The organism is Oceanobacter antarcticus (assembly GCF_044962685.1).
GTDB classification, from domain to species: Bacteria; Pseudomonadota; Gammaproteobacteria; order Pseudomonadales; family Oceanobacteraceae; genus Oceanobacter; species Oceanobacter antarcticus.
The window spans coordinates 49,453-76,324 of the sequence record NZ_JBBKTX010000010.1; the positions used below are offsets into that span (position 1 = coordinate 49,453).

The window sequence follows — 26,872 nt, forward strand, 5'->3', positions numbered from 1 at the left end:
CAGTGACAGAGTAATGACGATTTGATTAATTTGTGATCAGACATGACGCTCTTCAAGCTGTGATCAATTGCTTCTTTTCCTTATCTCGAAAAGAGATAATCTGATTACTTCAAATAAACGCCGGAGCATATTGGGCGATGGAAGAAGTAATCCTGTTTCTGGAACGCGGTGGCGAGGTGGTGTACCCCATTATGGGGGTGATCTTTTTGCTCTGGGCCTATCTGATCGAACGTATTTTGTATGTATTTGCTGTGCATCCGAGACGTCGTTCGGCAGCGTTGCAGGAATGGCAAGCACGTAACAACAAGCATAGCTGGGCATCGCAACAAATCCATCAGGAGCTGATTGCCAATCTGACGATGGGACTGGACTCGGGATTCAGCACCATTCGGATGTTTATTGCCATCTGTCCGCTTTTGGGTTTGTTAGGCACCGTGACTGGCATGATTGAAGTGTTTGATGTGATGGTACAAATGGGAGCGGGTAGCCCCAAGCCCATGGCAGCAGGTATCTCCAAAGCTATTCTGTCGACCGTTGCCGGGATGGTGGGGGCGATCAGTGGTTTATTGGCACAAACCGTATTAAAACGGGTTTTTGAAAGCGAAAAGCGTCATTTCAAAACGGCACTGGCTTTCGATTGAGTGGCGGTTATCATGCCGCCCATTTTAGTGGGTGGATAGATATAGATGTTGCCACAGCAGATAATTACCAGGGATGAACAAGCCATGGCGCTGGCGCTGGCGCTGGCGCAAGAAGCGGCTGATGACGGCGAAGTACCTGTTGGGGCTGTCGTGGTGCTGGATGGCAAAGTGATAGGCCGTGGACGTAACCGCCAGATTACCGATCTGGATCCAAGTGCCCATGCCGAAATGCTGGCCGTACGTGAAGCGGCCGCCGCCATCGGTAATTACCGCCTCAGTGGTGCTTGTCTTTATGTCACGCTGGAACCGTGCACCATGTGTTATGGCTTGTTGGTTCACAGTCGTATTGAGCGTCTGGTGTATGGGGCGTTTGAACCCAAAGCCGGTGCTGTTCACAGTGCGATGCAGTTACCCACCCATCCTGTTTTTAATCATACTTTCCAGATTGAGAGCGGTGTACTGGCCGAAGCCTGTGGCCAGATGTTGTCAGCTTTTTTTGCTGAACGCCGAGCCGCCCGTAAACGGCTGCGAGCATTGACCCGGCTATCGACTGCAGCAGACGATGGGGTCGATACTGATTCTGCCCAAGCAGGAAGCAATAAACCTTGTCAGTCTTTGGAAATACCCGGGCGGGATCACGAAACATAAGCACGTCAAACCAGGATCAGTAAAACCAGAGTCAGTAAAACTAAAAACGCCTCGCAAGTGCGAGGCGTCAAACGGTCGTTGAAAAGTGTTTTTACACTGCCTTCAGCAACTACTGGTGACCTTTTCCAGTGATATCAGGAGTTGGCAGCGGCTTGGTTCAGCATGGCATAGAGCTCGTCTTTCAGAACAACGCGGCGCACTTTCAATTGCTCAAGGCGCTCATCCGATGCCGCTTCTTTTTGTTCTTCAATATGGCGCACTTCCTTGTCCAGCTCATCGTATTCATCGAACAGCTTGGCAAAATGACGGTCAGTCATTTTCAAATCACGAATCTGCTCGCTCAGTTCAGGAAAATCATGGTGCAGGTCATGGGCTTCGATGGACATGTATCTCTCCTTGGTAAGTACGTTCAGAATAACGTACCCAATGGGGGTTAGGCTTGATGCAGGTCAGACTCAGGTAGCGCAGACTGGTTCGGTTTGTTTAGCCAGAACAGTGATTCAATAGATGCCCCATTAGATGTTAACTACTAGCGAATGAGATCTTCAAAACCAGTCAGTATATTTAGGGGCTGGATTAATTACTTTGGTATTGCCAACTGCTATCAGCTTTGCGTGGATCTAGATCATTGGATCAGGCGTAGCATTCGAATGGCTTACTGGCGACAGTGGCGAAAACCACGCACTCAAGTAAGAAGCCTGATGAGATTGGGTGTTCATGTACAGGCGGCCGAGCCAGTGGATTTTGTATCTCTCGGGGTTGGTCAGTTATCCGCACTGTCGTGGGCCAGACCGTCTGCTTGCAGCCGATTATGGGCCAGTTTTTTTGATCAGGGTTTCATTCATCCGGGACGCCATCACATACAGCCCGATCAGCCCGGTAGCAGCAATCAGTTGTGAGCAAAGTAATAGACTACCGGCTGTTAGAAGAGCACTGATTGCCAGTGGTGCTGCAGCCTGGCCAGAATCGGAAACCAGTTTCCAGACCCCCATAAAGCGGGCGCGTCCGGTGGCTGGTGCAAAGTCAGAACCCAATACCATCACCAGGCCAGCACTGACGCCGTTGGCAAAGCCGATGAGTAGGGCGCTGAGTAGCAGGCTCAGGTAGCTGTCTGCCCAGCCGAGGGCGGCCAGTCCGCATGCAAACAGCAACAGGCTGGGTGCGGCGGCGGCCTTGCGTCCCCAGCGATCCATAATAATGCCCGCTGGAATAAACATCAGGCTGTCCATCAGGGCGGCAGCGGCGACCACCAGGCCGATCTCGGCGACTGAAAGCCCGATGGCATTACCCGCCAGTGGCAATAATACCACTCGGCCAGCACGCATGAATTGCAGCGAAATCATCGCCAATCCGGCACTGAGAAACGCCTGACGGTGATCTGTCAGCACCTGAATAATGGCAATAAAGCTGTGGGGTGTGCGATCGGCTTCTGGCTCACCACGGTCGGCCGACAAAAACACAATCAGTAACGACAGCAGGCATAACAGTACCAACACCAAAAAAGTTGCCTGGTAGCCAAACTTGACCGCCGCAAGGCCGCCCAGTGCCGGGCCTAACAGGGAGCCAACGCGCATGGCTCCAGCCATCAGTGAGATGGCCCGGCCCCGTTGGTGAACCGGGGCGCGGGTGGTGACGTACGATTGTCTGCCGATCAGTGAAAATGACATGCCCATCCCGGCGATCACACCGCCCAGTCCCAGCAATAATGGCACATCGGTCAGCGTCATCAGGCCGTAGCCGACAACGTAGGCGGCAGCGCCGAGCATCAGGCAAATCTTGTCGCCCCAGCGTCCAGCGACGATACCGGCGGGAATATCCCCTGCCAGCTGGCCAATTCCTCGGGTTGCCAGCATCAGGGCAGCGATGGAGGGGCTGTACCCGAGTTCGAGTACGTACAGCGGCAGCAGTACCAGGATGGCGGTTTGAGCAGTGGCGGTTAATAACCCTGGTAGGTAAACAGGCCAGACAAGGCTGGTGAGTAATAGTCGTAATGATGGAGACGATGTGGACACGGAGGGATCTCGTTGCAGGTCGACTGAGAGTCTAACGGTGCATTACTCAAGGGGACATCTATTTAATCCTGCACAACTCTGCGCGAGTGTTGCCAGGGATCAGGGCAAGGCGGCGAATGCTGCGCAATGACGAGTCCTTTTCAAGTTCGCCAACACCGCTCTGGACGGCGGCAACCCGTGCCCTCTGGGGGCTGCCGGATGATTCCGACTCGGTGTCGTCGGTTGTAGACGTGACCCGTCAGGCCTGCAAACCGGCTTCGTGATTCGACAGCAGCCGAAGGCCCAGAGCGGGCACCGGATTAAATAGATGGCCCCTCAAGTATAAACCGTTCATCCGGCAATGGCCTGTTGTCAGGCCCGTAGGCTGTGCTCTCACGGTCGGTGCCTGGCAACACTGGTATTGGCATCGAAGCTGCAAACAAAGCTTTATGGTGCCGTCAGAGTCGATAATTTGACGTTTTTCTGGCGCGCAGGAATTTATCAGCGTCAGAAATGAGGTGAGATTATGGCAGGTCTGGGGCGTCTGAGTGACATTATGCGGAGCCTGAATCAGGCAGGAATGGTCGGCCAGCGGATTCGTGAGTCCGGTTTTGTGCTGGAAAAAACCGAGATGAAAACCAGTTTGGCTGAACTGGCAGGAGCGGTGTCGGAAGCCAAGATGGAATTGGGTATCTTGCAAGCGCATCTACAAGATAAGGATGCGGAACTTAAGGCCATGGGGGAGTTGTTACATACCAAGGCCCAGTTGCGCCGTCGTGGCGATGGCTATTACAAAAGTCGTGATGGCAAGGTGTATGGTCAGCCGTTCTGTTCTTATTGTTGGGAGGGGGATCAGAAGCTGTTTCATTTGCATAACCGCATTCTGAAAAAAGATGTGCGTATTTGCCCGCACTGTAAAAATGAATACCAGTCTCAACGGACGCCGTATCTGGAGGCTGATGGTTTATTGCTGTAAGCCTGTCGGTGTCTGGTTCAGGCTTGATAAAGGATGGAGATGGAAGGAGGGCTGAACTACCATACAGACGCCATCCACTCCTACCGGTAACTCATGTGATTGCTACTCTCTCTGTTTTTGCTGTCCGATCGCGCCGAATATTGCCAGTGTTTACACTGGTTCTGGCTTTGCTGGACAGCTCCCTGCTATTGGCGGCAACAGACGTTAGCCCGTCTGACAGTGCCCCGGCATCCAGTTCGGAAGTTGCTCCTCAAGGTATTTCACAAGGTGATGCTGAAACGGGTCAAGGTGAGGCGGAAACCAGGGTGCCTGAAACGGCTGCCGCACTGTGGCAGGATGACAAGCCAGAGCAGGAAGAGACTCCGTTGCTGGAAGATGAACCGTTGCAGACCGAAACCGTCGATATCAAAATGATTTCACCGGAGGAATTCAAACCTGCCATCCGTCAGTATTATCCGCAGATGATACGCAAGCGTCAGGTCGAAGCGCTGGCGGCCAACAGCCCGCACGTGCTGTTACCGCATCGGCCTAATTATGTGATGCCATTCAGTTACCAAAGCAGCCCGAACAACCGGGATGTGGAACAACTGGTGGATCATTATTCTGGCGGTGAAGAATCGTACGATGGTGGTTTCAGTCATGTAGAAGCGATTATGCAGTTCAGTATCAAATACGAATTGCTACAAGGGCTGTTGACCAAGTTTGATCGGCTTGAAATTGCCTATACCAACCGTTCCTACTGGCAGGCCTACAATTCAAAAATATCCAAACCCTTCCGGGAAACCAATCACGAGCCGGAGATTATCTACTCGTGGCAACCCGGTATTTCCTGGCTGGATCATGCCGGTATTGGCCTGAATCACCAGTCCAATGGTCAGACCAGTTCACTGTCACGCAGTTGGAACCGGGTCATCGTTGAGGGGGCGTCGGTCTTTTCTCACGGCATTTGGTTTGGCAGGGTCTGGTGGCGTATTCCCGAAGGCAAAAAGGCCGATCCGTATGATCCTTCTGACAACGACAATCCGGATATTGAAGATTATCTTGGCTATGGAGAACTGAGTTACATGCGGGTCTATGGCAAAAAGTCACTGGCGGTGATGCTGCGTAATAACCTGGATGTAGATAATAACCGTGGTGCCATAGAAATCGGTCTGACTTTTCCACTCACGCACACGCTCAAGGGCTTTGTGCAATATTTTAACGGCTATGGCGACAGCCTGATTGATTACAATCGGTGGCAAGAACGCTTTGGTATCGGGATCAAGTTGACAGACTGGTTATAATCGCCGTTTTTATCGCTGCGAGTACAACATGATTCGATTGGGGCTGATCGTCAATCCACTGGCAGGTATTGGTGGGGCTGTGGGCCTGAAGGGCAGTGATGGCGCAGCCACTGTATCCCGCGCATTGGCGCTGGGGGCTGAAAAAAAAGCCGGACTACGCACCTTGCAAGCGCTGAAGTTGCTGGTTCCACTCCAGGAACAGTGTGAATTTGTCACCTGTCCCGGAGAGATGGGGGCCATCTGGCTGGAACAAGCCGGGCTATCTTGCACAGTGCTTGATCTTACCCTGGTTGCCGCCAATCAAACCTGTCGTGAGGATACCCTCGAAGCAGCCCGTTTGATGTTGAAGGAAGCGCTGGATGTGCTGCTGTTTGCTGGCGGCGACGGCACGGCCAGAGACATCTGCAGCGTGGTTGACAACACGCTGCCGGTGCTGGGCATTCCGGCCGGGGTCAAGATTCATTCAGGGGTATATGGCATCACTCCGGTGGCCAGCGCAGAAGTGATTTGCCAGCTGGTGAAGGGCGGGCTAGTGGACATGCGGGAGTCTGAAGTGCGAGACCTGGACGAAGACGCCTTCCGTCGTGGTGTTGTTCGAGCCAGGCACTATGGCGACATGCGCGTGCCTGCGGTGGGTCACTTTATTCAGGCCGTCAAACAGGGCGGTGCCGAAGTAGAAGAACTGGTGCTGGCCGACATCGCCGCGACGTTGCAACAGGAAATGGAAGACGGTTGCCTCTATCTGATGGGCTCTGGCAAAACCACTCAGGCCATTATGGCCGCTATGGGCCTGGAAGGGACGCTGCTCGGTGTGGATGCGATTCTCGATGGCCAACTGGTTGGTTGCGACCTCAATGAGCAGGGCATTCTGGCCCTGCTGGATAACTACCCGATTCGCCAGGCGGTACTGAGCGTGATGGGCGGGCAGGGTCATATTATCGGTCGCGGTAACCAGCAGTTTAGCGTCACTGTGCTGACTCGTATTGGTCGCGACAACATCAACCTGGTCTCCACCAAAACCAAAATCACCGCGCTGGCGGGCCGCCCCTTGGTGATCGATAGCGGCGATAGTCGGTTTGATACTGATTGGGCTGGCACCATGGAAATTCTGACTGGTTACCAGGACCGTATTTTGTATCCGGTGGGGTGATCATAGAGTAAAGAGACACAGGTGCCATTCTGTTTCTTGGGTTGGGAACCTCTGTACCTTGATGTCGTCCCATCTGTTTTTAACGCTCCTGAGGGAATCAATGGATGGCTACTCCCGCACGCATCAATATCAATCGCTACAGGTATCAGCGATCAGACGTCTGCCATCACGTGCGTGTATCAATCCAGTGGTTTTGTCTTAGTAGTTGTTTGCTGTTTGCTGCGATGGTTGAAGCGGAGAATGCGCAAGCGGGTCGAGTGGAGGCCATCCGTATCTTGCAGCAAGCCAGTTTTGGCCCAGGGCCGGTCAGTATTGCCGAGGTAATGTCCGCAGGGGTGGAGCACTGGGTGGATGAGCAATTGGCGATGCCGCAAAAGTACAGCCAGCTACAGCGCACTATTCAATTGGCGCTGATGGAAGACCCTGCACGCAATTGGTTCGAAACATCTATGTTTAATTCTCAGGCGGTGTACCGGGTTCGGGATTTCCAGCAATCGGCCTGGTGGGAGCAAGCGTTGACTGCTCCTGATCAGTTGCGTCAGCGGGTAGCTTTTGCATTGAGCCAGCTGTTGGTGGTGTCGGTGAGTGAGCCACCCTTACATCTGAGAACAGAAGGCTTGGCGGCATACAACGATTTGTTGCTCAAGTACGCGTTTGGTAATTATCGTGAGTTGCTGTCAGCAGTGACGTATTCTCCAGCAATGGGTATTTACCTTTCGCATCAGGGTAATCGCAAAGCGAACCCGAAAACTGAAACTTCACCAGATGAAAATTATGCGCGCGAGCTGATGCAACTGTTTTCAATTGGGTTGTACCGGTTGAATCCGGACGGTTCGATCCAGCCAGACGGCCAAGGTAACCCAGTACCTTCTTATACCCAAACTGATGTAATGGAATTGGCCAGAGTTTTAACAGGTTGGGATCTGGTCGGTAATCTTAAATACGGTGATAAAAACCAGCGTCGCATTCAGGTTATTGAGCCGTTGGAATTTACCAAGGAATTTCACGATTTTGGCAGCAAGGTGTTATTGGGAAAACCGATCGAGGCCAAACTCTCTGGTAAGGCGGATATCGAGCGAGCACTGGATATTCTGTTTGCTCATCCGAATGTGGGGCCTTTTGTCAGTAAACACATGATCCAGCGGCTGGTATCCTCCAATCCGTCGGCCGCCTATATTGGTCGCGTCAGTGCCGTCTTTAATGACAATGGCAAGGGTGTGAGGGGAGATATGAAGGCGCTGGTACGGACAATTTTGCTTGACCCAGAAGCGCGTAATCCGGCCGCAGGTGCAGAAAAACTGAAAGAACCAGTACTGGCGTTGGCGGGGTTGTTAAGAATGCTCAAGGTTCAGCCTGCAGAACCATGGAAATCTGCCCATGGCGGCCAGATGCTCGATGTTATCTGGTTTAGAGATCTGAATATTGGCCAGAACGCTTACCGCTCTCCCTCCGTATTCAATTTTTATTCCGCCGACTATCAGCCTTCTACTGCGGGCTTTGCGGAGCAACAGTGGGTTGCGCCGGAAGCCGAAATTCTGGATGTCGAATCCTTGACCAGTTTCAGTAATATCGTGCGACAGGTATTGGTTCGTAATGATATTCAATCGCTGGATATTCGAGGTCAGGGCTTTACCAGAAAAATCAACAATGAACGCAGAAATCAGTCCATCAACCTGCTGGTGGATACTGGTCCCTGGTTACAACGGCTGGAGCTGGCGTTGGAGAACGACAGTAATGGAGATTTTTTGCGTCTGAATACCGATATGGTGGCCCGTCGTCGGGCTCTGGATGCGCTATTGGATGAACTAGAATTACAGATGCTGGGACAGCCAATGCCGGAACAAGCCCGAATTCGACTGACTGAGTATCTGATGGTGCCTCAATATGACAAGAAACCTCAGCAGGAAGCGCTGCAGATTCTCGAAGACAGTATTCGGTTGCTGGCGATGATGCCGGAATACTGGGTTCAGCATTAATCACCACAGGAAGGAGCCGCTGAAATGGCAGATAAACGACACCCCTGCTGGTCACGCCGTCATTTTCTGCAACGGGCGGGTGCTACCGGGTTATTGACAGCAGCAGGTGCTGGAGTCATGAGTCGCTCCTGGGGGAACTCCAGTCATGCCGATGTTGGACCACGCTTGCCGGCGGGTAAAGACTATAAGGCCTTGATATGCCTGTTTTTGTATGGTGGTAATGATTCCTGGAATTTGCTGATCCCATCAGCCAACGAAGGCAGCGAAGTTGAAGAGGGATTTGGCTATCAGACCTATGCATCCCGCCGTGCGGGGCTGGCGGTCAAACAGCAATCGCTTGAGATTTCTACGGGTCAGGTTGGCAGTGCCGCAGCCAATCCATATCATCAGAAAGATGCCGCCGCAAGTTATCTCAAGGGTCTTTACAAGGTAGACAAACAGTGGTCAGTGAATGGCTGTGCTCCTGAGTTGGCGCGATTGCAGCAACACAACAGACTGGCCTGGGTGGTCAATTCCGGGGTGCTGGTAGAGCCTGTGGATCGTCAACAATACGAATCAGGCATCTTGCCGTCCTTTCTGTTCGCCCACAATCATCAGCAGCGTTATCTGGCGACCGCCGATGGCACCGCTCATGAGTCGCTGGGTTGGGCTGGTCGATTAGCTGACCTGTGGCAGTCGGGGTCTGTCAATGGCATCGATCATGCTCATTTGTTCGGTATGAACATGGCGTTAGGAGGGCGAAAGCCGATGTTTGCCTCACAATCGGCTCCTGAACGCGTCTTGCCCGCTGGTAAGCCACTCAAAATGGACTCCATCAATCAGACCGGCCCAGCCAATGAGCAGCGTCGGGCTGACGTTCTGAATGCGTTAATTACCTTGCCGCGTCGAGATCTGTTTGAGCAACTGTTTGCCAGCCGCCAGCAAACGACCATGGAAATGCTGACGCGGTTGAATGCTGAATGGCAAAATACCCATGATTATTCCTCGTTGACCGGTAGTTATGGCGAACCCTTATTCAGTATGCCGGATCAGGGACTGATTGGCCTGGGTGACCGGTTGCCTGCTGGGTTGCTGCGTCAGTTGGAAACCGTTGCCCGCATGGTTGAAATTGGCAAACGGCAGGGTTTGCGGCGGCAGATTTTTTTTGTATCTATGGGTGGTTTTGATACCCATGCCCAGCAAGCGAACAAGCATCCCTTGTTGCTACGTAATCTGAGTTTGTCAGTCTGGCACTTTCAGCAGGCGATTCGGGCGTTGGGTATGGAAGACAAGGTCACATTGTACAGTCAGTCTGATTTTGCCAGAACCTTGCAGAACAATGGTGATGGTACGGATCACGCTTGGGGTGGGCAGCAGTTTGTTGTCGGCGGAGCCGTCAACGCCGGTATTTATGGTGCTATGCCGGATTTGCGGGTCGATAGCTTACAGTCTGTACCAGACAACCGCGGTCGGATGATTCCTGGCCTGGCGAATGAACAAACGCTGGCTGCACTGGCAAACTGGTTTGGTGTTGCGGCGTCAGACATGATCCATTTATTCCCCCATTTGACCAATTTTCAGGCTTCTGACTCTGTGGCATCGGCCTGGCTGCCTTTGATGAAAAATACATAGGAGCTGCTGGCAACGGAATCATATTGAAGCCCTGTTGCTACAAAACCTGCGCGGATACTGATCCTGTTCATCTTCGGTTAAGGTTGCGACCGTATAATGTCCTCTGATGATTGATGACATAACAATGGATAGCCTTTATGAATACTGAAATTCGCAGCTATAACCTGATTAGCAAGGTGATTCACTGGGGTTCGGCCCTGTTGATTTTGGGTCTGCTGGCGGTTGGGATGACGCTGGAGAATATGGAGAAGAGCCCGGAGAAGTTCGAGTTGCTGGGCTTGCACAAGTCGTTTGGTGTGCTGTTGTTGATTGTGCTGGTACTGCGCTTTATCTCTCGGTTTACCAACCCGGTGGATGCGTTGCCTGAGTTGAGCCGCAAGGATGTGATCAAGGCCAAGGCGCTGCAGGGGTTGCTGTATTTGTGCATGTTGATTATGCCGCTCAGCGGTATTTTGATGTCTCAGGCCGGTGGTCACGAGGTGGCGCTGTTTGGTCTGGGTTTACCAACGCTGATGGGAGAGAGTAAGGGCATACATGAAGTGCTGGGTGCGGTGCACGGTATCACTTCGAAGGTGTTGATTGTGCTGTTGCTGGCGCACATTGGCGCAGCGTTGTTCCATCACTTCAAACTCAAGGATGACACCTTGAAACGGATGTTGTGATACTTGGGTGACGGAGCGGGTGACGGGTGAATAACGGATCAGGCGATGTGATGTCGTCTGATCCGTTATCTTCGCGATTAGCCGCGATGCCGGTCTTCCATGCGGCGCAGAAACTCCGCCATAATCTCGTGGTAAAGCGCTGCTCCGAGTGACAGATCTTCCACTTCGCTGTCGATACTGGGGTTGTCGTTCACTTCAATAACCACCACCCGGCTGCCGCTTTGCTTGATGTCGACACCGTAGAGGCCATCACCAATCAGGCGAGTGGCGCGCAGGGCGATATCCAGTACATCACGCGGGACATCATAGGTCGGCATGGTTTCAAAACCGCCAGAATCCACTGAGCCAGTGTGGTGTTGGTAGATCTGCCAGTGATCCTTCACCATAAAGTAACGGCAGGCGAACAGTGGCTTGTTGTTCAGTACGCCAATACGCCAATCGTAGTCGGTGAACATGTACTCCTGAGCCAGTACCAGTGCGGATTTTTGCCGCAGCTGTTTCAGCCCGGTTTCCAGTTCCTTGCGATCACTGACCTTGATCACGCCACGTGAAAACGCCCCGTCGGGTGTTTTCAAAACCATCGGAAAGCCTAACGACTGTTCCAAATCCTGCAATACGGCTTCGGATTGCTGGCTGATGATTCGGGTCGCAGGGGTGCCAATACGATGTGTCTTGAGCAAGTCGGCGAGGTACACCTTGTTGGTACAACGTAATATCGATGTCGGGTCATCCATAACAACCAGGCCTTCAGCTTCGGCTTTTTTGGCGAAGCGGTAGGTATGGTGGTCGATGTTGGTGGTCTCGCGGATAAACAGGCCGTCGTATTCTGGCAGGCGCATGTAATCCTTTTTACCGATCAACGAGACGTTGATGCCCAGGCGCTTGCCAGCCCGTACAAAGCGGGCGATGGCGTTTCGATCGCTGGGCGGCATTGCTTCGTCCGGGTTCACCAGCATGGCCAGATCAAAGCGGTAACGCTTGCGAGTACGAGGCTTGCGCCACAGCAGGTTGGAGTACTGATCGACCGCATCGGCAAAATCGGTTTGATCCTGTTCGGTTTTAAGATCGCCCAACGCCAGTACTCGAATTCGGTCGACGGTCCAGCTGGTTTGCTTGCGTAAGCGCACTTCCAGAATTGGCGCGGCAAAACGCTCAAACAATTGTTTGCCTAACGATGCCAGGGCGCTGATCGGGGTTCTGCCAAAAAACAGCCGAAATACCAGCTCGGTGCCACTGTCGTCCAGTTGCCGGGCGAGTTTGTCGATGCTCTGCTCCAATCCTTCCAGCTGCAATGAGGTCAGGGCTTTACGGCGCACATCATTAAATACCGTAATGGACGGAATGATGTGATGGCCTCGGGCTTCTGCCAGCAAGGACGCATAGTAGCCACGGCCCAGTGCGTGGCTGTTGCGACAGCAGTTGATAACCCGCACCTTGTTGTCCGAGGTCTCGGTAGGCAACGCCAGGTATTGATCGAACGAAATAACGTCTTTACTCGGGAAGTAGGGTGCCCAGTCGTTCAGGTCATCAACAACGACGTAATACGCAGGCATGGCACATGGTCCTCAGGAATATGAATAATGGTGAAAAGTCGGTGGCGAACAGACGGAAATACCGTAACGGTGACGCATGGTGAGGCCTGCCGCCTGCGACGTATAACGAAATTTTCTTGTTTTGTAGAGCAAGAAATTCTGATGTTACCTGGAGGGCACCAGTGTCAGACTGTCGGGCAGATTTCAAACCTGAATTCAAAACCAGAGTGTTTGAATTAATGGCGCTACACCTCGGCGCTTAATGCTCACCTATCATCTGTACATGGCGCTTTGTTCTTGCTTCCTTCCGGATTTAATAATGACCGACTTTTTGATTCGTCCTGCCGTTGAGGCTGATCTGGCTCAGCTGGTATTGCTGGAAAACAGCGCCTTTACCACCGATCAATTATCGCGCCGCAGTTTTCGCCATTTTATTCGTCATGCCCATGCCAGTGTACTGGTTGCCGAGCAGGCCGGTGAAATGGCCGGGTATGTGCTGGTGTTATACCGTCGGGGAACCTGGCTGGCCCGTGTGTATTCGTTGGCGGTGGCGTTGCGGTTTCGGGGCCAGCGGCTGGGCCAACAGTTGATGGCGGTGGCCGAGCAGGCGGCCGAACAACACGATTGTGCGTTTGTACGCCTGGAAGTCAGCGTATGTAATACCGTCGCCTGCCAGCTTTACCAGGCAACTGGTTTTAAAACCATTGCCCGTTTACCGCAGTATTACGCCAATGGTGATGATGGTGTGCGGATGGAAAAAGCCTTGTATCGCAAGCGCAGCAATCCTGTGCGACCCACGACCTACTACGAGCAGACGACGGATTTTACCTGTGGCCCGGCCAGTTTGATGATGGGTTTACACAGTCTGAACCCGGAGTACCGCATGAGCCGCCGGGAGGAGCTGCAAATCTGGCGCGAGGCCACCACCATTTTTATGACTACGGGTCATGGAGGCTGCTCGCCCCATGGGCTGGCGCTCAGTGCCTACCAGCGCGGTGCCCAGGTACGTTTGTACGTCAGTCATAACGGTGTGCCTTTTATCGATGGTGTACGGGATGATCACAAAAAAGCGGTGATTGAACTGGTGCATCAGGATTTTGTTGAGCGGCTGGCCGATACCACCGTGACCCTGGTCGAACAGTCGCTGACACTGGAACAATTACGCCAGCATCTACAACAAGGTGAGGTACTGGTTTGCCTGATCAGTACTTGGCGCTTGAACCGCAATCGGGCGCCACACTGGGTGGTGGTGACCTTTGCCGATGAGGACTATGTGTACTTGACCGATCCGGATTTTGAGAAGGAAGAAGGCCAAAGCAGCACTGACTTTATCGATGTTCCAATCCGGCATGATGAATTTATTCATATGGCGTCGTTCGGGCGTCAGCGGCTGAAGTGCACACTGGTGCTGTCGCGTGCGCTGTAACACGATTCAGTTCCGGCAAGATTGGAATAATAGAGTGTTGCAGAGTGTTGCTGCTCGCAGGCTGGGCAAGTGATGTCACAACCGACATACTGAAGGTATGTGCAAGGTCGCCCGCCAGAATAAAGGAATCGTCATGTCCAAGCCGTTAACCATCGATTTTGTCTCTGATGTTGTCTGTCCCTGGTGCGCCATTGGCCTCGCCAGTCTGACTCGGGCGCTGCAACAGTTGGGCGATGAAGTCGATGCAACCATTCGTTTCCATCCCTTTGAACTGACACCCGACATGGGCAGTGACGGCGAATACGTAGTGCCGTATCTGTCGAGCAAATACGGCATCAGTCTGGAGCAGGTTGCCGCAAGCCAGGCGCAGATTACCGCACGGGGTCAGGATGTCGGGTTTGTTTTTGACTTTCGTGACGACAGTAAAAAATGGAATACCTTCAAGGCTCACCGGTTGTTGCACTGGGCCGGGTTGCAAGGTGAGGGTGACCAGCTGGCGTTAAAGCAAGCATTGCTGCTGGCCTACTTTACCCACAATCAAAACCCGGATGATATTGACCTGCTGTGTGACATTGCAACACAGGTCGGACTGGATAGTGCTGCCGCCCGAACTGTACTGGAAAGTAATCAGTACGCGGATGACGTACTGGATGCCGAGCAGCATTGGCAACAACAGGGCATCAGTTCTGTTCCGGCGATGATATTTAATGGCAGTTATCTGGTGTCCGGTGGGCAGCCGGAGGAAACGCTGAAAAAAGTGATTCGGGATGTGGTGAGGATGTCTGAAGCTATTAATTAACCGACATCGTTGTGTTCAGATCTGAGCTGACGCGTTAAATCCCGGTTTTTCTGGCGATATTAACCCATTGTTAACCTTCCCCCGTGCAGAATTCACAGATAGACGTTGAGTTGGCTGTAGCCCGGCCTCTCATTTCCTTGTGACTCATCTGAGCATGGAAAACAATATGAAATCCGCCACCCGCCTGTACCTCGGCTTGCTATTGGCTATCACCCTGTTGTGGTTGCTGGCCGACTCCCTGTTACCCGAACCCTTTAGCTATTTCTCATTCCGCGCTGTGTTTATTCAGTACAGCGGAGCGATTGCCATGGCAGTGATGAGCCTGGCCATGGTATTGGCGGTGCGATCTTCCTGGTTGGAAGCACGACTGAATGGCCTGGATAAAATGTACCAGTTACACAAATGGCTGGGTATTACGGCCCTGGTGACAGCGGTGCTGCACTGGTGGTTTGCCCAGGGCACCAAATGGATGGTGGGTTGGGGCTGGCTGGAACGACCACAACGAGGAACTCGGCCAGAGCAAACGCTAGGGCTGATTGAAGAGGCATTCAACAGTGTGCGCGAATTGGCCGAGCAAGTGGGTGAATGGGCTTTTTATGGTGCCGCCTTGTTGATGGTACTGGCGTTGATCAAGCGCTTTCCGTATCACTGGTTCAAAAAGACTCATACCCTGATCGCAGTGGCGTACCTCGCATTGGTGTTTCACGCGGTAGTGCTGATCAAATTTGAATATTGGTCACAGCCGATTGGCTGGTTGTTGGCACTGCTGATTCTGGCTGGGACGCTATCGGCTGTGTGGATTTTGGCAGGCCGGGTGGGCAAGCGTCGTACGGTTGCAGGTCATATTGACAGTGTGATTCGCTACCCGGATATGAAAACGATAGAAACCCGTATCTGCCCGGATCATGGGTGGCCGGGGCACCGCGCCGGGCAGTTTGCTTTTCTGAAAAGCCGTGCGGATGAAGCGCCTCACCCCTTTACCATTGCCTCGGCCTGGAATCCGGCTGATCCCTGTCTGGTGTTTATCAGTAAGGCGCTGGGTGATCACACCGTTCAGATGATGGATTACCTGGAACCCGGTTTGCCGGTCTCGGTAGAAGGCCCGTATGGGTGTTTCAACTTTGACGATGATCGTCCGCGTCAGATCTGGATTGGGGCAGGTATTGGTATTACGCCGTTTATTGCGCGGATGAAACAGCTGCAACAGCTGCCCGGCAGCCAATCGATCGACCTTTATCATACGACGGCTGACGTTGATGAGCAGGCACTCGACAAGTTGATAAGCGATGCCCGTGATGCCGGTGTGGAGCTGCATCTGGTGCTCTCCGGGCAAGACAAGCGCTTGACGGCACAACAGATTATGGCGGAAGTATCAGAATGGCAGCAAGCCAGTGTCTGGTTTTGTGGCCCGGCTGCCTTTGGTCAGCAGCTCAAACGCGAGCTGACCGTTGCGGGTATGCCGGCGGACCATTTCCATCAAGAAATGTTTGAGATGCGTTAGGGGTGTTCTCAATTATTCGACGCGGCCTGCCAGGAGATAAAATCCCGTCAGGCAAGGCGTTGAATGCAGAGAATGGCGAGTCCTTTTCAAGTTCAACACCACTACATGACGGTTAACCCTGACCCAAGGGGCTGAGGCCTGTTGCTTCCAGCCCGGCGTTATTCGTCACTTGTTTCGCTCGCTAAACCGCACTCCTCATACCGTGTTCTGAAACCAGCTGGCTTTCAGCAGGCTCGGTTTAATCATTGAGATGGCCCTGGCAGGCTGGTATTTTTTGGTAATTCGTTTTAGCGTAAATGTTCTGCATGGATGTGATGACAATGGCCAATACAGATTTTCCAACCCCTGACACCTCCGGTTCCAGCGATGGATTTGCTGCCCTCAAGCAGCGTCATCGTCATGAGCGTGATGGTTACCCTGAGTTTCTTGACTTGCGGGTTCACCGAGCTTTAAGCTGGTTGCACCGTGCTGAGCAGTGCCACGATGAGGATGGTGCCTTCATCTTCCTTTGGATTTCACTGAACGCCGCGTATGCCAACGACGCAGGTGAATACCGTGAAAGCGAAGCCAGTACTTTTCGTTATTTTGTTACCCGAATTGTTGCACTGGATCATCAACGAGTCATCGCTGACTTATTGTGGGATACCTATTCTGGCCCAATACGTTTGCTGCTCAGTAACGAGTATGTTTACCAGCGTTATTGGGATTATCACAACCAGAAGCCGGACATTGAAGAATGGCAAATCAGCTTTAACCGAGCACGAGATCAATCCAAGTCGGCATTGGCCAATCAAAAAACAGCGGACGTATTGAATATCGTGATGGAGAGACTTTATACACTCCGTAATCAACTGGTGCATGGTGGAGCAACCTGGAATGGCAAGGTGAACCGCAGTCAGGTTCGTGATGGGCGAAATATTCTTGCTTCTCTGGTTCCCGTTATTATCACCATCATGATGGATAATGCGACTGCGCATTGGGGCGAGCCTTTTTATCCGGTGCGTCGGTAAGTGGTGTGTTCTGGCTGAAGATCAGGACTCATTGATGATAGACAGCCACTTCCTTCATGCGCATACGGAGATGGCTCGGCAATGTGGCCCGGTAGTGCCTCCTAAAACCTGATGCAAATCAAGCCGGTACCTCGTTACATTTGGGCCAAATAGCCTGGGATTACGGCATTTAACCACGGCCGTATCGGACGTCAGATTGTTGCAGCAGCGCTTGTAACGGTTCAAACAGAGCCGGTGTGACGATCATGATATTGCGGCTGATCAGCTGTGGGTTGTCGTTGTCGGCCAGCGGGTGAATATGACCCAGACGAGCGCCTGCTTCTCGGGCAATCAGTTGTGCGGCGGCGCAGTCCCAGACTTTGACGTTTTCGTAGTAGCCATCCAGTCGGCCACAGGCAACCCAGCACATATCCAGTGCGGCAGCACCGACCCGGCGCAGGTCGGCACAGTGTTTGAGTACTTGTTCCAGACGGCCGAGCAGATAGTCGAGGTCGTCTTTCTGATAGGGAAAGCCGGTGGCTATCAGCGCACGATTCAGCTCGGTCTTGCTGGAGCAGTGGATCGGCTGGTCGTTCATATAGGCCCCATGGCCTTCCAGCGCATGAAAGGTCTCACCCTGGAAGGGGCTATGCACCACTGCTGCTTTGGCTTCGCCCTGGTGGTAGTAGGCGATGGATACGGCGACCTGATGCTGGCCATGGGCATAATTGACGGTGCCGTCGATCGGGTCAATGATCCACAGGTGTTCGCACTGGGTGCTGTTTTCTGGCCCCAGTTCTTCTGATAACAATTGATGATCTGGAAAGGCAGCCAGAATGCCGCTGCTGATCAGCTGGTCGGCGGCGACATCGGCCTGGGTGACCAGTTCGGCGCCGTCGTATTTGAAGTTGATCTGCAAGTCATTACGCATTTGTGTGATGGTGTCACCCGCCTGACGAGCCAGTGACAGTGCGAGGTCGAGCATGGGTTGGTAATTCATGTGTGTCTTTCCTGTCGGCAAAGGGAGGCTGATCCGGTCATTGTGCCCAGCGTTGGTTACATTTCGCTGGTTATATTTCATTGGTGACGAACTCAATCCAGATTGTCATGGCGTTGATGACCGCACTGGCCATGGCCGGTTGTGCCGCTGCGGTTGGGTGAATTCCATCGGCCTGCATTAGTTCTGGTTGGGTTGCTATGCCTTCCAGCAGAAAGGGGAGCAGCAGCGTTTCTTGCTGATTGGCCAGATCGCTGTAAATGCTGGCAAAACCGTCCGCATAGCGGGCACCGTAGTTGGGCGGTATTTGCATGCCCAGCAGCATCACCATAATGCCTTCGTGTTCTGCCATGGTGATCATGTGTTCGATATTGTTGCGGATAACCGTGAGCGGTGTACCGCGCAAGCCATCGTTACCGCCCAGTTCGATCAGCAGCAGGTCTGGTTGATGTGTCTTGAGCAGTGCCGGTAACCGGGCCACGCCACCCTGGGTGGTGTCGCCACTGATGCTGGCATTCACCACGGTTACCTGTGGAACACGTTGTTGCAGCTGTTGTTGGAACAGAGTGACCCATCCCTGTTGAATCGGTACACCGAATCCGGCACTAATACTGTCTCCCAGTACCAGGATAACCGGGGCGGTGCTGCGCCCGCTGTCCAGAGGTTCTGCCAGTGCCGGTAATCCGGTCAATATGACCAGTGCCAATAACAGGATTTTGATACTAGCCATGCGTAATAACAGCGACATCTCTTTTTGCTCCCTTGAAAAATCCACAACGTCCTCTGCGGCTGTCTGTGGCCACACGTCAGCCCTTGAGTTAACCCGTGTTGGCAAAACAGTGCAAGCCGGAGGGCAGCCGTTGACGTTACTGAATGCGGTTTCTCTGCGAGTGGAAGCTGGCACCAGTCTGGCCATTGTTGGCGCTTCGGGCAGCGGCAAATCGACGCTGCTGGGCATTATGGCGGGGCTGGATCTGCCTTCTTCCGGGGAATTGTCATTGCTGGGGTATCGGCTCGATCAGCTGGAGGAAGACCAACGTGCGGCTGTACGGGCAGAGGGCGTCAGTTTTGTGTTCCAGAATTTCCAGTTGTTACCGGGTCTGACGGCGTTGGAAAATGTAATGTTGCCACTGGAAATTCGTCAGCAACCCAAACCGCTGCCAGAGGCCCGGCGTCTGCTGGAAAGTGTCGGTCTGGGCCACCGCATGAGCCATTACCCCAGCCAGCTGTCGGGAGGAGAGCAGCAGCGCGTTGCTCTGGCGCGGGCCTTTGCTGGTCAACCGGGTATCTTGTTTGCCGATGAACCGACGGGCAACCTGGATCGGGCGACGGGCAAACAGGTTGAAGACCTGCTGTTTCAGCTGAATGCAGAGTATGGCACCACTCTGGTACTGGTGACCCATGACCCGCAACTGGCGCAACGTTGTCAGCGTCAGGTATGCATGAGCGATGGTCAGTTGCAGGAAGTGGCGACCGGGGCGTCGGTATGACGGAATTACACATAACACGCTTGCCGCTGCTGGCGCAGTGGCGACTGGCGCTCAGGCTGTTGTGGCGCGAAGCGCGTAGTGGGGAGTTGACGCTGATTTTATTGGCGCTACTGATTGCTGTCACCTCGACCACGGCGATTGCCTTGTTCAGCGCTCGTCTCGAACTGTCGTTGGATGACAAGTCCGGCGCCTGGCTGGGGGCCGATCTGCGTATTCGTTCGAGTGCGGCCTTTACTGCAGAGCAGTTGCAGCTGGCCACGCAGCTGGAGCTGGAGACCGCACAGGTGTTGTCCTTTCCCAGTGTGGTCTTGTATGGCGACAATATGACCCTGGCTGCGATCAAAGCGGTGGATAACGGTTATCCGATGCAGGCCCGGCTACAAGTTATAACGGCTGGGAATCAGCTGCCTGTGCTGCAGCAACATGGCCCGGCAGCTGGCGAAGCCTGGGTTGAACCCCGGTTACTGGCGCTGCTGGATGCGGCATTGGGGGATGAACTGGAGCTGGGTGACAAGCGTTACCGGGTGACCGGTGAGATTACCGAGGAGTCGGATCGGGGCGGTGGTTTTTACAGTTTGTCGCCACGGATGATGGTGCACTGGGATGATGTACAAGGCAGCGCCTTGCTGGGGCCAGGCAGCCGTTTGAACTATCGCCTGTTAATGCAGGGTGACTCGGCGGCATTAACGCAATTGCAAGTGGACTGGCCGCTCAGCGATAAGGAAAAATTCGAAACTCTGGCAGACGGCAATCAGCGGATGGCCAGTTCATTACAAAAAGCCCGGCAATATCTGGCGTTGGCGTCACTGCTGGCGGTGGTATTGGCCAGTATCGCAGTGGCAATTTCGGCTCAGCGTTACGCTCGTCGGCACTTCGATATCAGTGCCCTGATGCGGACGTTCGGTTTGCATCGTGGTGATGTGCTGCGGCTCTACCTCTGGCAGTTGGTGGCACTGGGTTTGGCCGCCGCGGCGATCGGTGCCGTACTGGCGGTGGGTCTGCAAGCGGGCATAATTCAATTATTGGCAGAAGTATTGCCGCCGCAGATGCCTGCTGCCCCGCCGCTGGCCTGGCTGCTCGGACTCAGCTCTGGACTGGTAACCTTGCTGGGATTCGGTCTGCCACATCTACTGCCGCTGGCAACCGTGTCGCCCTTGCGGGTATTGCGCCGGGATCTGACCCCCGTGCCACTGGCCGGTTGGCTTATGACCGGGCTGGCGTTGCTGTCGCTGACGCTGTTGCTGTGGGTCTTCACCCGTGACTTGCAGCTCACCCTGTTGGTGATGGGCGGTGGTTCGGTGCTGGTATTGATGTTACTCGGGGCACTGCAGTTGGTGATTGCCGGGTTGCGCCAGCGATTGGAGAATACCTCAATGGCATTACACTGGCGTTTTGCCTGGCAGCATCTGAGCCGCGACAGTCGCCAGACGGCCGGGCAGATTCTGGCGTTTGCCTTGACTCTGCAAGTGATGATTGTGATCGCCATGCTGCGTAACGACCTGCTGGCGGACTGGCAGGCCAACCTGCCTGATAACGCTCCAAACGTGTTCGCGATGAATATCCAGAACGCTGATAAGCAGGCGTTTCAACAGGCGTTGGCAGAACGTGGTTTTGCCTCCAAAGCCCTCTATCCCATGGTGCCGGGACGGTTGCTGACGATTAACGGCAACAGTATTCAACAATTGGGGTTGGCGGATATCGGCGCTATTGATCGTGATCTGGCGTTAACGTCCGATACTCAATTACCCGCTTCCAACCGCATCGTTGCCGGAGACTGGCAGGCAATGATCCACCCCGGACAGTTGTCGATAGAAGCCGGACTGGCTGAGCGGCTGGGGGTGAAACTGGATGACCTGCTGGCTTTTCGGGCGGCCGGCGTCGAGTTTGAAGCGACTGTCAGCAGCCTGCGCGAGGTGGACTGGACATCCCTCAGTCCCAACTTTTTTATGATGTTCTCGTCAGACATTATGGCGCAATTGCCACCCAGTTATATCACCAGTTTTAATGTGCCCGAACAATCACAGTCTCAGCTGACCAGCCTGATTCGGGAATTTCCGGCGGTCAATATCCTCGATATGCAGGCATTGCTGGGTCAGCTGCAAGGGCTGTTGTATCAGGTTAGCCTGGCGGTGGAACTGATTCTGGTGGTGGTGCTGATTGCGGCGACCCTGGTGATGGTCTCGGCGCTGGTGGCCAGCTTGCGGGAGCGGCTGCAAGAAGGTGCTCTGTTACGCACGCTGGGTGCCAGTAGTGCGATGATACGCAAGGCCCAGGTCAGCGAATACTCACTGTTGGGATTGATTGCCGCATTGCTGGCTTTGGTCGCGGCCGAAGCCTTGTGCTGGGCCTTGTACACCCTGGTGCTGGATATTCCCTATGCCGGCCTCGGCTGGATCTGGCTGTGGTTACCGCTGGTTGCGGCATGGCTATTGGCCGGGCTGGCCACGCTGTTGTTACGCAAAACGGTCAACGTGGCTCCCTTGCAAGTCCTGCGGGAGCTGGGTTGAGTATCAGTGCGCAGCAGGCAAAATGAATCACTTATGTTAGTGTATAACGTTTTGACCTGCTGCGGATTTTGATATGGCACTCTCTGACAGACCAGCTTCTAGCAAGCCACTTGCGCCTCTCTCAACACCTCTCCCGAAGCCGGTGTCAAAAACGGTGCGTGTTTACCTGATTACCGGTTTTCTCGGTACCGGTAAAACCACCACTATCTTGCATTTGCTCAAGCACCGGCCGGCTACCGAAAAGTGGGCGGTGCTGGTGAACGAGTTTGGCGAGGTAGGGGTGGACGGCACCCTGCTGAAGGCGCTGGGCGACGGGGTGGCGATACGGGAAGTGCCGGGTGGCTGCTTGTGTTGTGTATCCGGTCTGCCGTTCCAGATCGGGATGAACAGTCTGATTACCCGCGCAAAGCCCGATGTATTACTGATTGAACCCACCGGGCTGGGGCACCCGCGCCAGATTCTGGCGATTCTCAATCAGCCCGGTTACCAGGACGTACTGTCGGTTGGCAGTACGGTGACGCTGGTCGATCCGCGTCATCTGAGCCAATCAAAATATCGCCAGCATGAGATTTATGCCGACCAGCTTGCTGTCGCGGATGTGCTGGTGGCTAACAAGATGGATGTGTGTCAGCCAGAAGACCTGTTGCAGTTTGATGCACTGGTGGCCGAGCGCCAGATGGATAACCCCCATCTCAAGTCTGTCAGGGTGATTCAGGGGCAGCTGTCGGCCGATTTACTGGCAGCGGTTGAGAGCACCGCAACGACAGCATCGGCGGACATATCATCGGCGCGGACAGCAATGGATTCGCCGGGGTTACCGCTCATGCTGGATTTGGCCCAACCCCTGCAGCTGGCTCCTGGTGAATCCTTCCGGGCCTTGCCGCATCAAGGTGATGGCTATCAGGCGTTAGGCTGGTTGTTGGCGGATGATTGGGTGTTTTCGTTAGCGGCATTGCGGAGCTGGTTTTATCGCCTGGACGTTGAACGAGCCAAAGGCGTGCTGGCGACGGATGTCGGGGTTGTGGCGCTGAACTGGCGTGAAGGCACTTTGACCGAGCAGATACTGGGCGACGTTGAGGTGATTGCGTTTGAGAACCGGCTGGAGCTGATCGACCTGAAGCCGTTACCTCAAGCCTCAATGGAAGCGGGTTGGCAGGCATGTGTATTAAGCCGGTAAACCCCGATAACTAGATGTCCCCAGATAGTTCGTTACACTGGGGCCGTCAATACAGCACCGCGCTATTTTCAGATACATCTTGTCATTGGTTTGGTAAAACAAGAATTCTGTCACTAAAACAGCGCGGTGCTGCAATATTCCGCCGTCATACTGCCGGGCTTTTGGGATCTGGCGTGACAAACCGCTGTTTTCCGTCTTTTCTGAATCCTCTGATGATAAGCAGGTTGCGACCATGCGCACGTTTCTTTCAGCTCTGGGCATTTCCCTGCTGACTCACACCTGTCAGGCCGAGCTCCTGATCAATGAAGTGGATGCAGATACCAGCGGCACCGACAGCGCGGAATTTATCGAGTTGTACGATGGCGGCAGTGGCTTCAGCTCACTTAATGGTTATACGCTGGTGCTGTTTAATGGCAGTAGTGACACCTCCTATCTGACGCTGGATTTGTCTGGCTTCAGCACCGACGCCAAAGGCTATTTTGTGGTCTGTGGCTCCAGCGCCAATGTCACCCGGTGTGGTGTTGAGATCGGTGACAATATTCTGCAGAACGGTGCCGATGCCGTTGCCCTGTATGCGGCCCCGGCGGCAGACTTCCCGAACGGGACGGCGGTGACGGCCAATCAGCTACTGGATGCGCTGGTGTACGGCACCAGTGACGGAGACGATGCCGGTTTACTGGATGTCTTGTTGCTTGCCGACTCGGTTCAGGTCGATGAAGCCCAACATGGCGACAAGGATACCCAGTCGTCCCAGCGCTGTGACACGACGGTCCGCTCGGGTGATGCCTTCCAGATCGCAGTTGCCACGCCTGGGGCTGCCAATCGCTGTTCTGACGACAGTGAAACGCTGGTCTCTGGCCGCTGTGGCGATAGCGCCGGTGTGACAAGGATCAGCGCCGTACAAGGCGCAATTGACGACGCGAACAACGATGCCAGCCCGTTGAATAACACCCGTGTGGTGGTTGAGGCGGTCGTTACACTGGATGCCCGCAGCGGTTACGGTGGTTTCTGGATTCAGGAAGAAGACGCAGATGCCGACAGCGATGCCAGCAGTTCGGAAGGGGTGTTTGTCAAAAGCAGCGACTATGACCTAAGCGCAGGCGATACGGTACGGCTGGTGGCCAGTGTGACAGAGTCTGCGGGCGTTACCCAGCTGGACGAAGTCAGTGAGCTGATGGTCTGTAGCCAGGGTGCAACCTTGCCGTTGGCCATCAAGCTGGTATTACCAGTAGCGGATTTGTCCAGCCTGGAAGCGCTGGAGGGGATGCGTATCCAGAATCAACAGGGTCTGGTGGTTTCTGACCTGTACGGGGCGGGTTATGGCTTGGGTAACTACGGTCAGGTGGTGGTGTCGTCGGAGCTGCATTTTCAACCGACGGATGTTGCCTTACCCGGTTCGGCAGAAGCAGCCACTCTGGCACAGCGATATGCCCGGGATCGGCTGCTGGTCGATGACGGGGTGAAGGCCTATTACCCGACGTTTATTCCCTTCCCGGATGTGACCACTGGCTACAGTGCGGACAATCCGGTGCGTATCGGGGATACCTTCACCACCCTGAGTGGCGTGATACATCACTTTAATAACGACTTTATGCTGATTCCCGGCAAATACGCGATCGCCGCCAGTCATGCCCGCACCACCGCGCCAGCCGTGAGTGACGCAGCCAACCTGCGCATCGCGACGATGAATGTACTGAATTATTTTAACGGTGACGGTCAGGGCGGCGGCTTCCCGACCTCTCGTGGGGCCAGTACCTATAGCGCCTTCCAAATGCAGAGTAACAAGATCGTCGCGGCGCTTGACGCCATGGATGCGGATGTGGTCGGGCTGATGGAAATTGAAAACGATGGCTATGGCGAAAACAGTGCCATTCATCAGCTGGTGGATGCGGTAAATGCCTTGCAGGCCAGCGGTGATGAGTATGCCTTCGTTGATCCGGGGACGACCCTGACAGGCACCGACGCGATTGCCGTCGGCTTGTTGTATCGGCCGGAGCGTATCCGCCTGAGTGGTACAACCCGAGTTTTGTCGTCGGCCAACTCGCCGCGTGATGGGCAAGGAGTATTATTTGACGACAGTAAAAATCGCCCATCCATCATCCAGTCGTTTGAATTTAATGATTTTGTTTTTACGGTGTCGGTGAATCATCTCAAGTCCAAAGGCTCTTCGTGTGGAGAGATTAATGAAGGTGCAGAGGGTCAGGGTAACTGCAACCGTGTGCGTACCCGTGCGGCAACCGGCCTGTTGCAGTATTTACAGACCAGACCGACCGGGGTGGCATCCACTGCCGTTCTGGTGATGGGCGACCTGAATGCCTATAGCCAGGAAGACCCGCTGCAAGCCCTCCTGGCTGGCGGTTACAGCAACCTCCAACATTCAGATATTGCCACCGAGGAAGCACCGTATACCTATAGCTACAGTGGCTTGTTGGGCAGCCTGGATCATGCTTTGGCGACGGCGACGTTGGCCTCACATGTGGTCAGTGCCGGTGCCTGGCATATCAACTCGGTGGAAGATTCACTGATGGATTACGAAACCGAAGCTAATGGCCAAAGCTATTCTTCGGTAGATAACTACGCCAATGCGGATCCTTATCGCTCATCCGATCATGACCCCCTAGTGATTGGTTTGCGGCTAGACGCCAGTGTGCAACAGAACCAGCCGCCGGTGCTGGTGAGCGCGCTGGCGGATATCCGTATTGCCCGCGCAGGAGCTACTGTCAGCCTGGATCTGGCAACGCAATTCAGCGATCCCGAAGGGGATGTACTGGATTTTGTTGCCAGCGGTTTACCTGTTGGCTGGGCCTTGTCGGCCAGTGGCGTGCTGACCGGTTCGGCCACTGCCACCGTGCTGGCCGAACTGCCGGTAACCATCGTGGTTACGGCAAGAGATGGCGAAGGTTCGGTAGCGGCTCCATTGCGGGTTCTGAATGGAGTAGCAGGCTCGGTGGATGAACCGGACGAAGCCGATGCGGGTGACAGTGTGACTGCCGGTGATGGTACTTCTGGTAATGGTGCTTCTGGCGGCGCTATCAATGGCTTGCTACTGCTGGCGGGATTACTGCTGCTGTGGCGTCGGCGGATATAACTAATTGTCTCTCTGGACAGACATTTCCTATTCAAAATGACCGAGTGCCACGCAAGACAGCACCCGACAGCTCACTGTTCTGGTGGTCTCGCTGGTGCTTGTGCTCCGTTATTGGTCTCTGCTGCGATACATTGTGGCGCAACCTGCTGAGGGTGTTCAGACATGCCTTGCAGAATCTCCGGTAAATACCCTGAAGACGCCATGCGATGGAGCGGGCAGCTTATTTGTGCCTTGCTTTGGGGCGCTCGCTGCACAACATTGGATGTATCTTGCGGGCTTGACATCCAGCACATCCTGTAACTTTTTGTCAGACAATCTAAAATTTTGAATCACAGTGGCTGTTTCTGCGGACTTACCCCTTTTGAGGGATTGATGACCTGTTTTGATGTATGCATTGGCACAATAGTTGTACCTGCAAAGCGGCTGTT

The 26,872-nt window shown here is 54.0% G+C and carries 23 protein-coding genes; 18 read left to right on the forward strand and 5 right to left on the reverse strand.

What is annotated here, in order from left to right; translation table 11 throughout:
- Nucleotides 1-137: 137 nt before the first annotated feature.
- Together WG929_RS09525 and tadA are read left to right on the forward strand one after the other, a co-directional pair.
- Complete coding sequence (locus tag WG929_RS09525) at nucleotides 138-641, forward strand: MotA/TolQ/ExbB proton channel family protein (protein WP_416205842.1); 504 nt, start codon at nucleotides 138-140, stop codon at nucleotides 639-641.
- A 45-nt stretch (nucleotides 642-686) separates the two neighbouring features.
- Entirely contained in the window at nucleotides 687-1,289 is a 603-nt protein-coding gene (gene tadA / locus WG929_RS09530) for a tRNA adenosine(34) deaminase TadA (protein ID WP_435873315.1), read from the forward strand.
- A gap of 134 nt (nucleotides 1,290-1,423) precedes the next feature.
- Here the strand turns inward: tadA and WG929_RS09535 are convergent, their stop codons facing one another.
- Nucleotides 1,424-1,675: an HP1242/YdcH family protein gene (locus WG929_RS09535; RefSeq protein ID WP_369855095.1), complete on the reverse strand. Its 252-nt coding sequence runs from the start codon at nucleotides 1,673-1,675 to the stop codon at nucleotides 1,424-1,426.
- A 150-nt stretch (nucleotides 1,676-1,825) separates the two neighbouring features.
- Here WG929_RS09535 and WG929_RS09540 point away from each other — a divergent pair, with 150 nt between their 5' ends.
- The gene (locus tag WG929_RS09540; protein WP_416205843.1) at nucleotides 1,826-2,188 is read left to right on the forward strand and encodes a group II intron maturase-specific domain-containing protein; all 363 of its coding nucleotides are present in this window, start codon (nucleotides 1,826-1,828) and stop codon (nucleotides 2,186-2,188) included.
- On the opposite strand, the gene WG929_RS09545 is transcribed toward WG929_RS09540, so the two are convergent.
- The gene (locus WG929_RS09545) at nucleotides 2,099-3,301 is read right to left on the reverse strand and encodes an MFS transporter (protein WP_416205844.1); all 1,203 of its coding nucleotides are present in this window, start codon (nucleotides 3,299-3,301) and stop codon (nucleotides 2,099-2,101) included. The genes WG929_RS09540 and WG929_RS09545 overlap by 90 nt on opposite strands.
- A 116-nt stretch (nucleotides 3,302-3,417) precedes the next feature.
- On the opposite strand from WG929_RS09545, the gene WG929_RS09550 reads away from it, so the two are divergent.
- The 7 genes from WG929_RS09550 (at nucleotide 3,418) to WG929_RS09580 (ending at nucleotide 10,938) form a co-directional block, all read left to right on the forward strand.
- Nucleotides 3,418-3,564, forward strand: a complete 147-nt coding sequence (locus WG929_RS09550) for a hypothetical protein (protein ID WP_416205845.1) — start codon at nucleotides 3,418-3,420, stop codon at nucleotides 3,562-3,564.
- 242 nt (nucleotides 3,565-3,806) lie between these two features.
- On the forward strand, nucleotides 3,807-4,256 hold the full coding sequence (locus WG929_RS09555; protein WP_416205846.1) for a hypothetical protein: 450 nt from the start codon (nucleotides 3,807-3,809) through the stop codon (nucleotides 4,254-4,256).
- 146 nt (nucleotides 4,257-4,402) lie between these two features.
- On the forward strand, nucleotides 4,403-5,539 hold the full coding sequence (locus WG929_RS09560; RefSeq protein ID WP_416205847.1) for a phospholipase A: 1,137 nt from the start codon (nucleotides 4,403-4,405) through the stop codon (nucleotides 5,537-5,539).
- Between the two features lie 28 nt (nucleotides 5,540-5,567).
- Nucleotides 5,568-6,689 carry an ATP-NAD kinase family protein gene (locus WG929_RS09565; protein ID WP_416205848.1) on the forward strand — a complete coding sequence of 374 codons (1,122 nt, stop codon included), beginning with the start codon at nucleotides 5,568-5,570 and terminating at the stop codon, nucleotides 6,687-6,689.
- Nucleotides 6,690-6,793: 104 nt separating this feature from the next.
- The gene (locus WG929_RS09570; protein ID WP_416205849.1) at nucleotides 6,794-8,665 is read left to right on the forward strand and encodes a DUF1800 domain-containing protein; all 1,872 of its coding nucleotides are present in this window, start codon (nucleotides 6,794-6,796) and stop codon (nucleotides 8,663-8,665) included.
- A gap of 24 nt (nucleotides 8,666-8,689) precedes the next feature.
- Nucleotides 8,690-10,276 carry a DUF1501 domain-containing protein gene (locus WG929_RS09575; protein WP_416205850.1) on the forward strand — a complete coding sequence of 529 codons (1,587 nt, stop codon included), beginning with the start codon at nucleotides 8,690-8,692 and terminating at the stop codon, nucleotides 10,274-10,276.
- A gap of 137 nt (nucleotides 10,277-10,413) precedes the next feature.
- Nucleotides 10,414-10,938, forward strand: coding sequence for a cytochrome b (locus WG929_RS09580; protein WP_416205851.1), 525 nt, complete (start codon nucleotides 10,414-10,416; stop codon nucleotides 10,936-10,938).
- 77 nt (nucleotides 10,939-11,015) lie between these two features.
- On the opposite strand, the gene WG929_RS09585 is transcribed toward WG929_RS09580, so the two are convergent.
- Entirely contained in the window at nucleotides 11,016-12,491 is a 1,476-nt protein-coding gene (locus WG929_RS09585; protein WP_416205852.1) for a RimK family ATP-grasp domain-containing protein, read from the reverse strand.
- A 298-nt stretch (nucleotides 12,492-12,789) separates the two neighbouring features.
- Between WG929_RS09585 and WG929_RS09590 the strand changes: the two genes are divergently transcribed.
- From WG929_RS09590 to WG929_RS09605, 4 genes are all read left to right on the forward strand, one after another.
- On the forward strand, nucleotides 12,790-13,896 hold the full coding sequence (locus tag WG929_RS09590; protein ID WP_416205853.1) for a peptidase C39 family protein: 1,107 nt from the start codon (nucleotides 12,790-12,792) through the stop codon (nucleotides 13,894-13,896).
- 133 nt (nucleotides 13,897-14,029) lie between these two features.
- Nucleotides 14,030-14,695, forward strand: coding sequence for a DsbA family oxidoreductase (locus tag WG929_RS09595; RefSeq protein WP_416205854.1), 666 nt, complete (start codon nucleotides 14,030-14,032; stop codon nucleotides 14,693-14,695).
- 166 nt (nucleotides 14,696-14,861) lie between these two features.
- Nucleotides 14,862-16,196 carry a ferredoxin reductase family protein gene (locus WG929_RS09600; RefSeq protein ID WP_416205855.1) on the forward strand — a complete coding sequence of 445 codons (1,335 nt, stop codon included), beginning with the start codon at nucleotides 14,862-14,864 and terminating at the stop codon, nucleotides 16,194-16,196.
- 320 nt (nucleotides 16,197-16,516) lie between these two features.
- Nucleotides 16,517-17,206: a hypothetical protein gene (locus WG929_RS09605; RefSeq protein WP_416205856.1), complete on the forward strand. Its 690-nt coding sequence runs from the start codon at nucleotides 16,517-16,519 to the stop codon at nucleotides 17,204-17,206.
- Nucleotides 17,207-17,375: 169 nt separating this feature from the next.
- Here WG929_RS09605 and WG929_RS09610 read toward each other — a convergent pair whose 3' ends face one another.
- Both WG929_RS09610 and WG929_RS09615 read right to left on the reverse strand, forming a co-directional pair.
- Nucleotides 17,376-18,185, reverse strand: coding sequence for an inositol monophosphatase family protein (locus WG929_RS09610; RefSeq protein WP_416205857.1), 810 nt, complete (start codon nucleotides 18,183-18,185; stop codon nucleotides 17,376-17,378).
- A gap of 70 nt (nucleotides 18,186-18,255) precedes the next feature.
- Entirely contained in the window at nucleotides 18,256-18,912 is a 657-nt protein-coding gene (locus WG929_RS09615; protein WP_369855413.1) for an arylesterase, read from the reverse strand.
- Between WG929_RS09615 and WG929_RS09620 the strand changes: the two genes are divergently transcribed.
- The 4 genes from WG929_RS09620 to WG929_RS09635 all read left to right on the forward strand — a co-directional run bounded on the left by WG929_RS09620 (nucleotide 18,911) and on the right by WG929_RS09635 (nucleotide 26,444).
- Nucleotides 18,911-19,672 (forward strand): ABC transporter ATP-binding protein, encoded by a 762-nt coding sequence (locus tag WG929_RS09620; RefSeq protein WP_416205858.1) that lies wholly within the window; start codon nucleotides 18,911-18,913, stop codon nucleotides 19,670-19,672. The two genes, WG929_RS09615 and WG929_RS09620, sit on opposite strands and share 2 nt — an antisense overlap.
- Nucleotides 19,669-22,179, forward strand: a complete 2,511-nt coding sequence (locus tag WG929_RS09625; RefSeq protein ID WP_416205859.1) for an ABC transporter permease — start codon at nucleotides 19,669-19,671, stop codon at nucleotides 22,177-22,179. Before WG929_RS09620 ends, WG929_RS09625 begins: the two co-directional genes overlap by 4 nt.
- Before the next feature lie 154 nt (nucleotides 22,180-22,333).
- Nucleotides 22,334-23,356 (forward strand): CobW family GTP-binding protein, encoded by a 1,023-nt coding sequence (locus WG929_RS09630; protein WP_416205860.1) that lies wholly within the window; start codon nucleotides 22,334-22,336, stop codon nucleotides 23,354-23,356.
- Between the two features lie 232 nt (nucleotides 23,357-23,588).
- Nucleotides 23,589-26,444 carry an ExeM/NucH family extracellular endonuclease gene (locus WG929_RS09635; protein WP_416205861.1) on the forward strand — a complete coding sequence of 952 codons (2,856 nt, stop codon included), beginning with the start codon at nucleotides 23,589-23,591 and terminating at the stop codon, nucleotides 26,442-26,444.
- The last annotated feature ends 428 nt before the right edge of the window (nucleotides 26,445-26,872 follow it).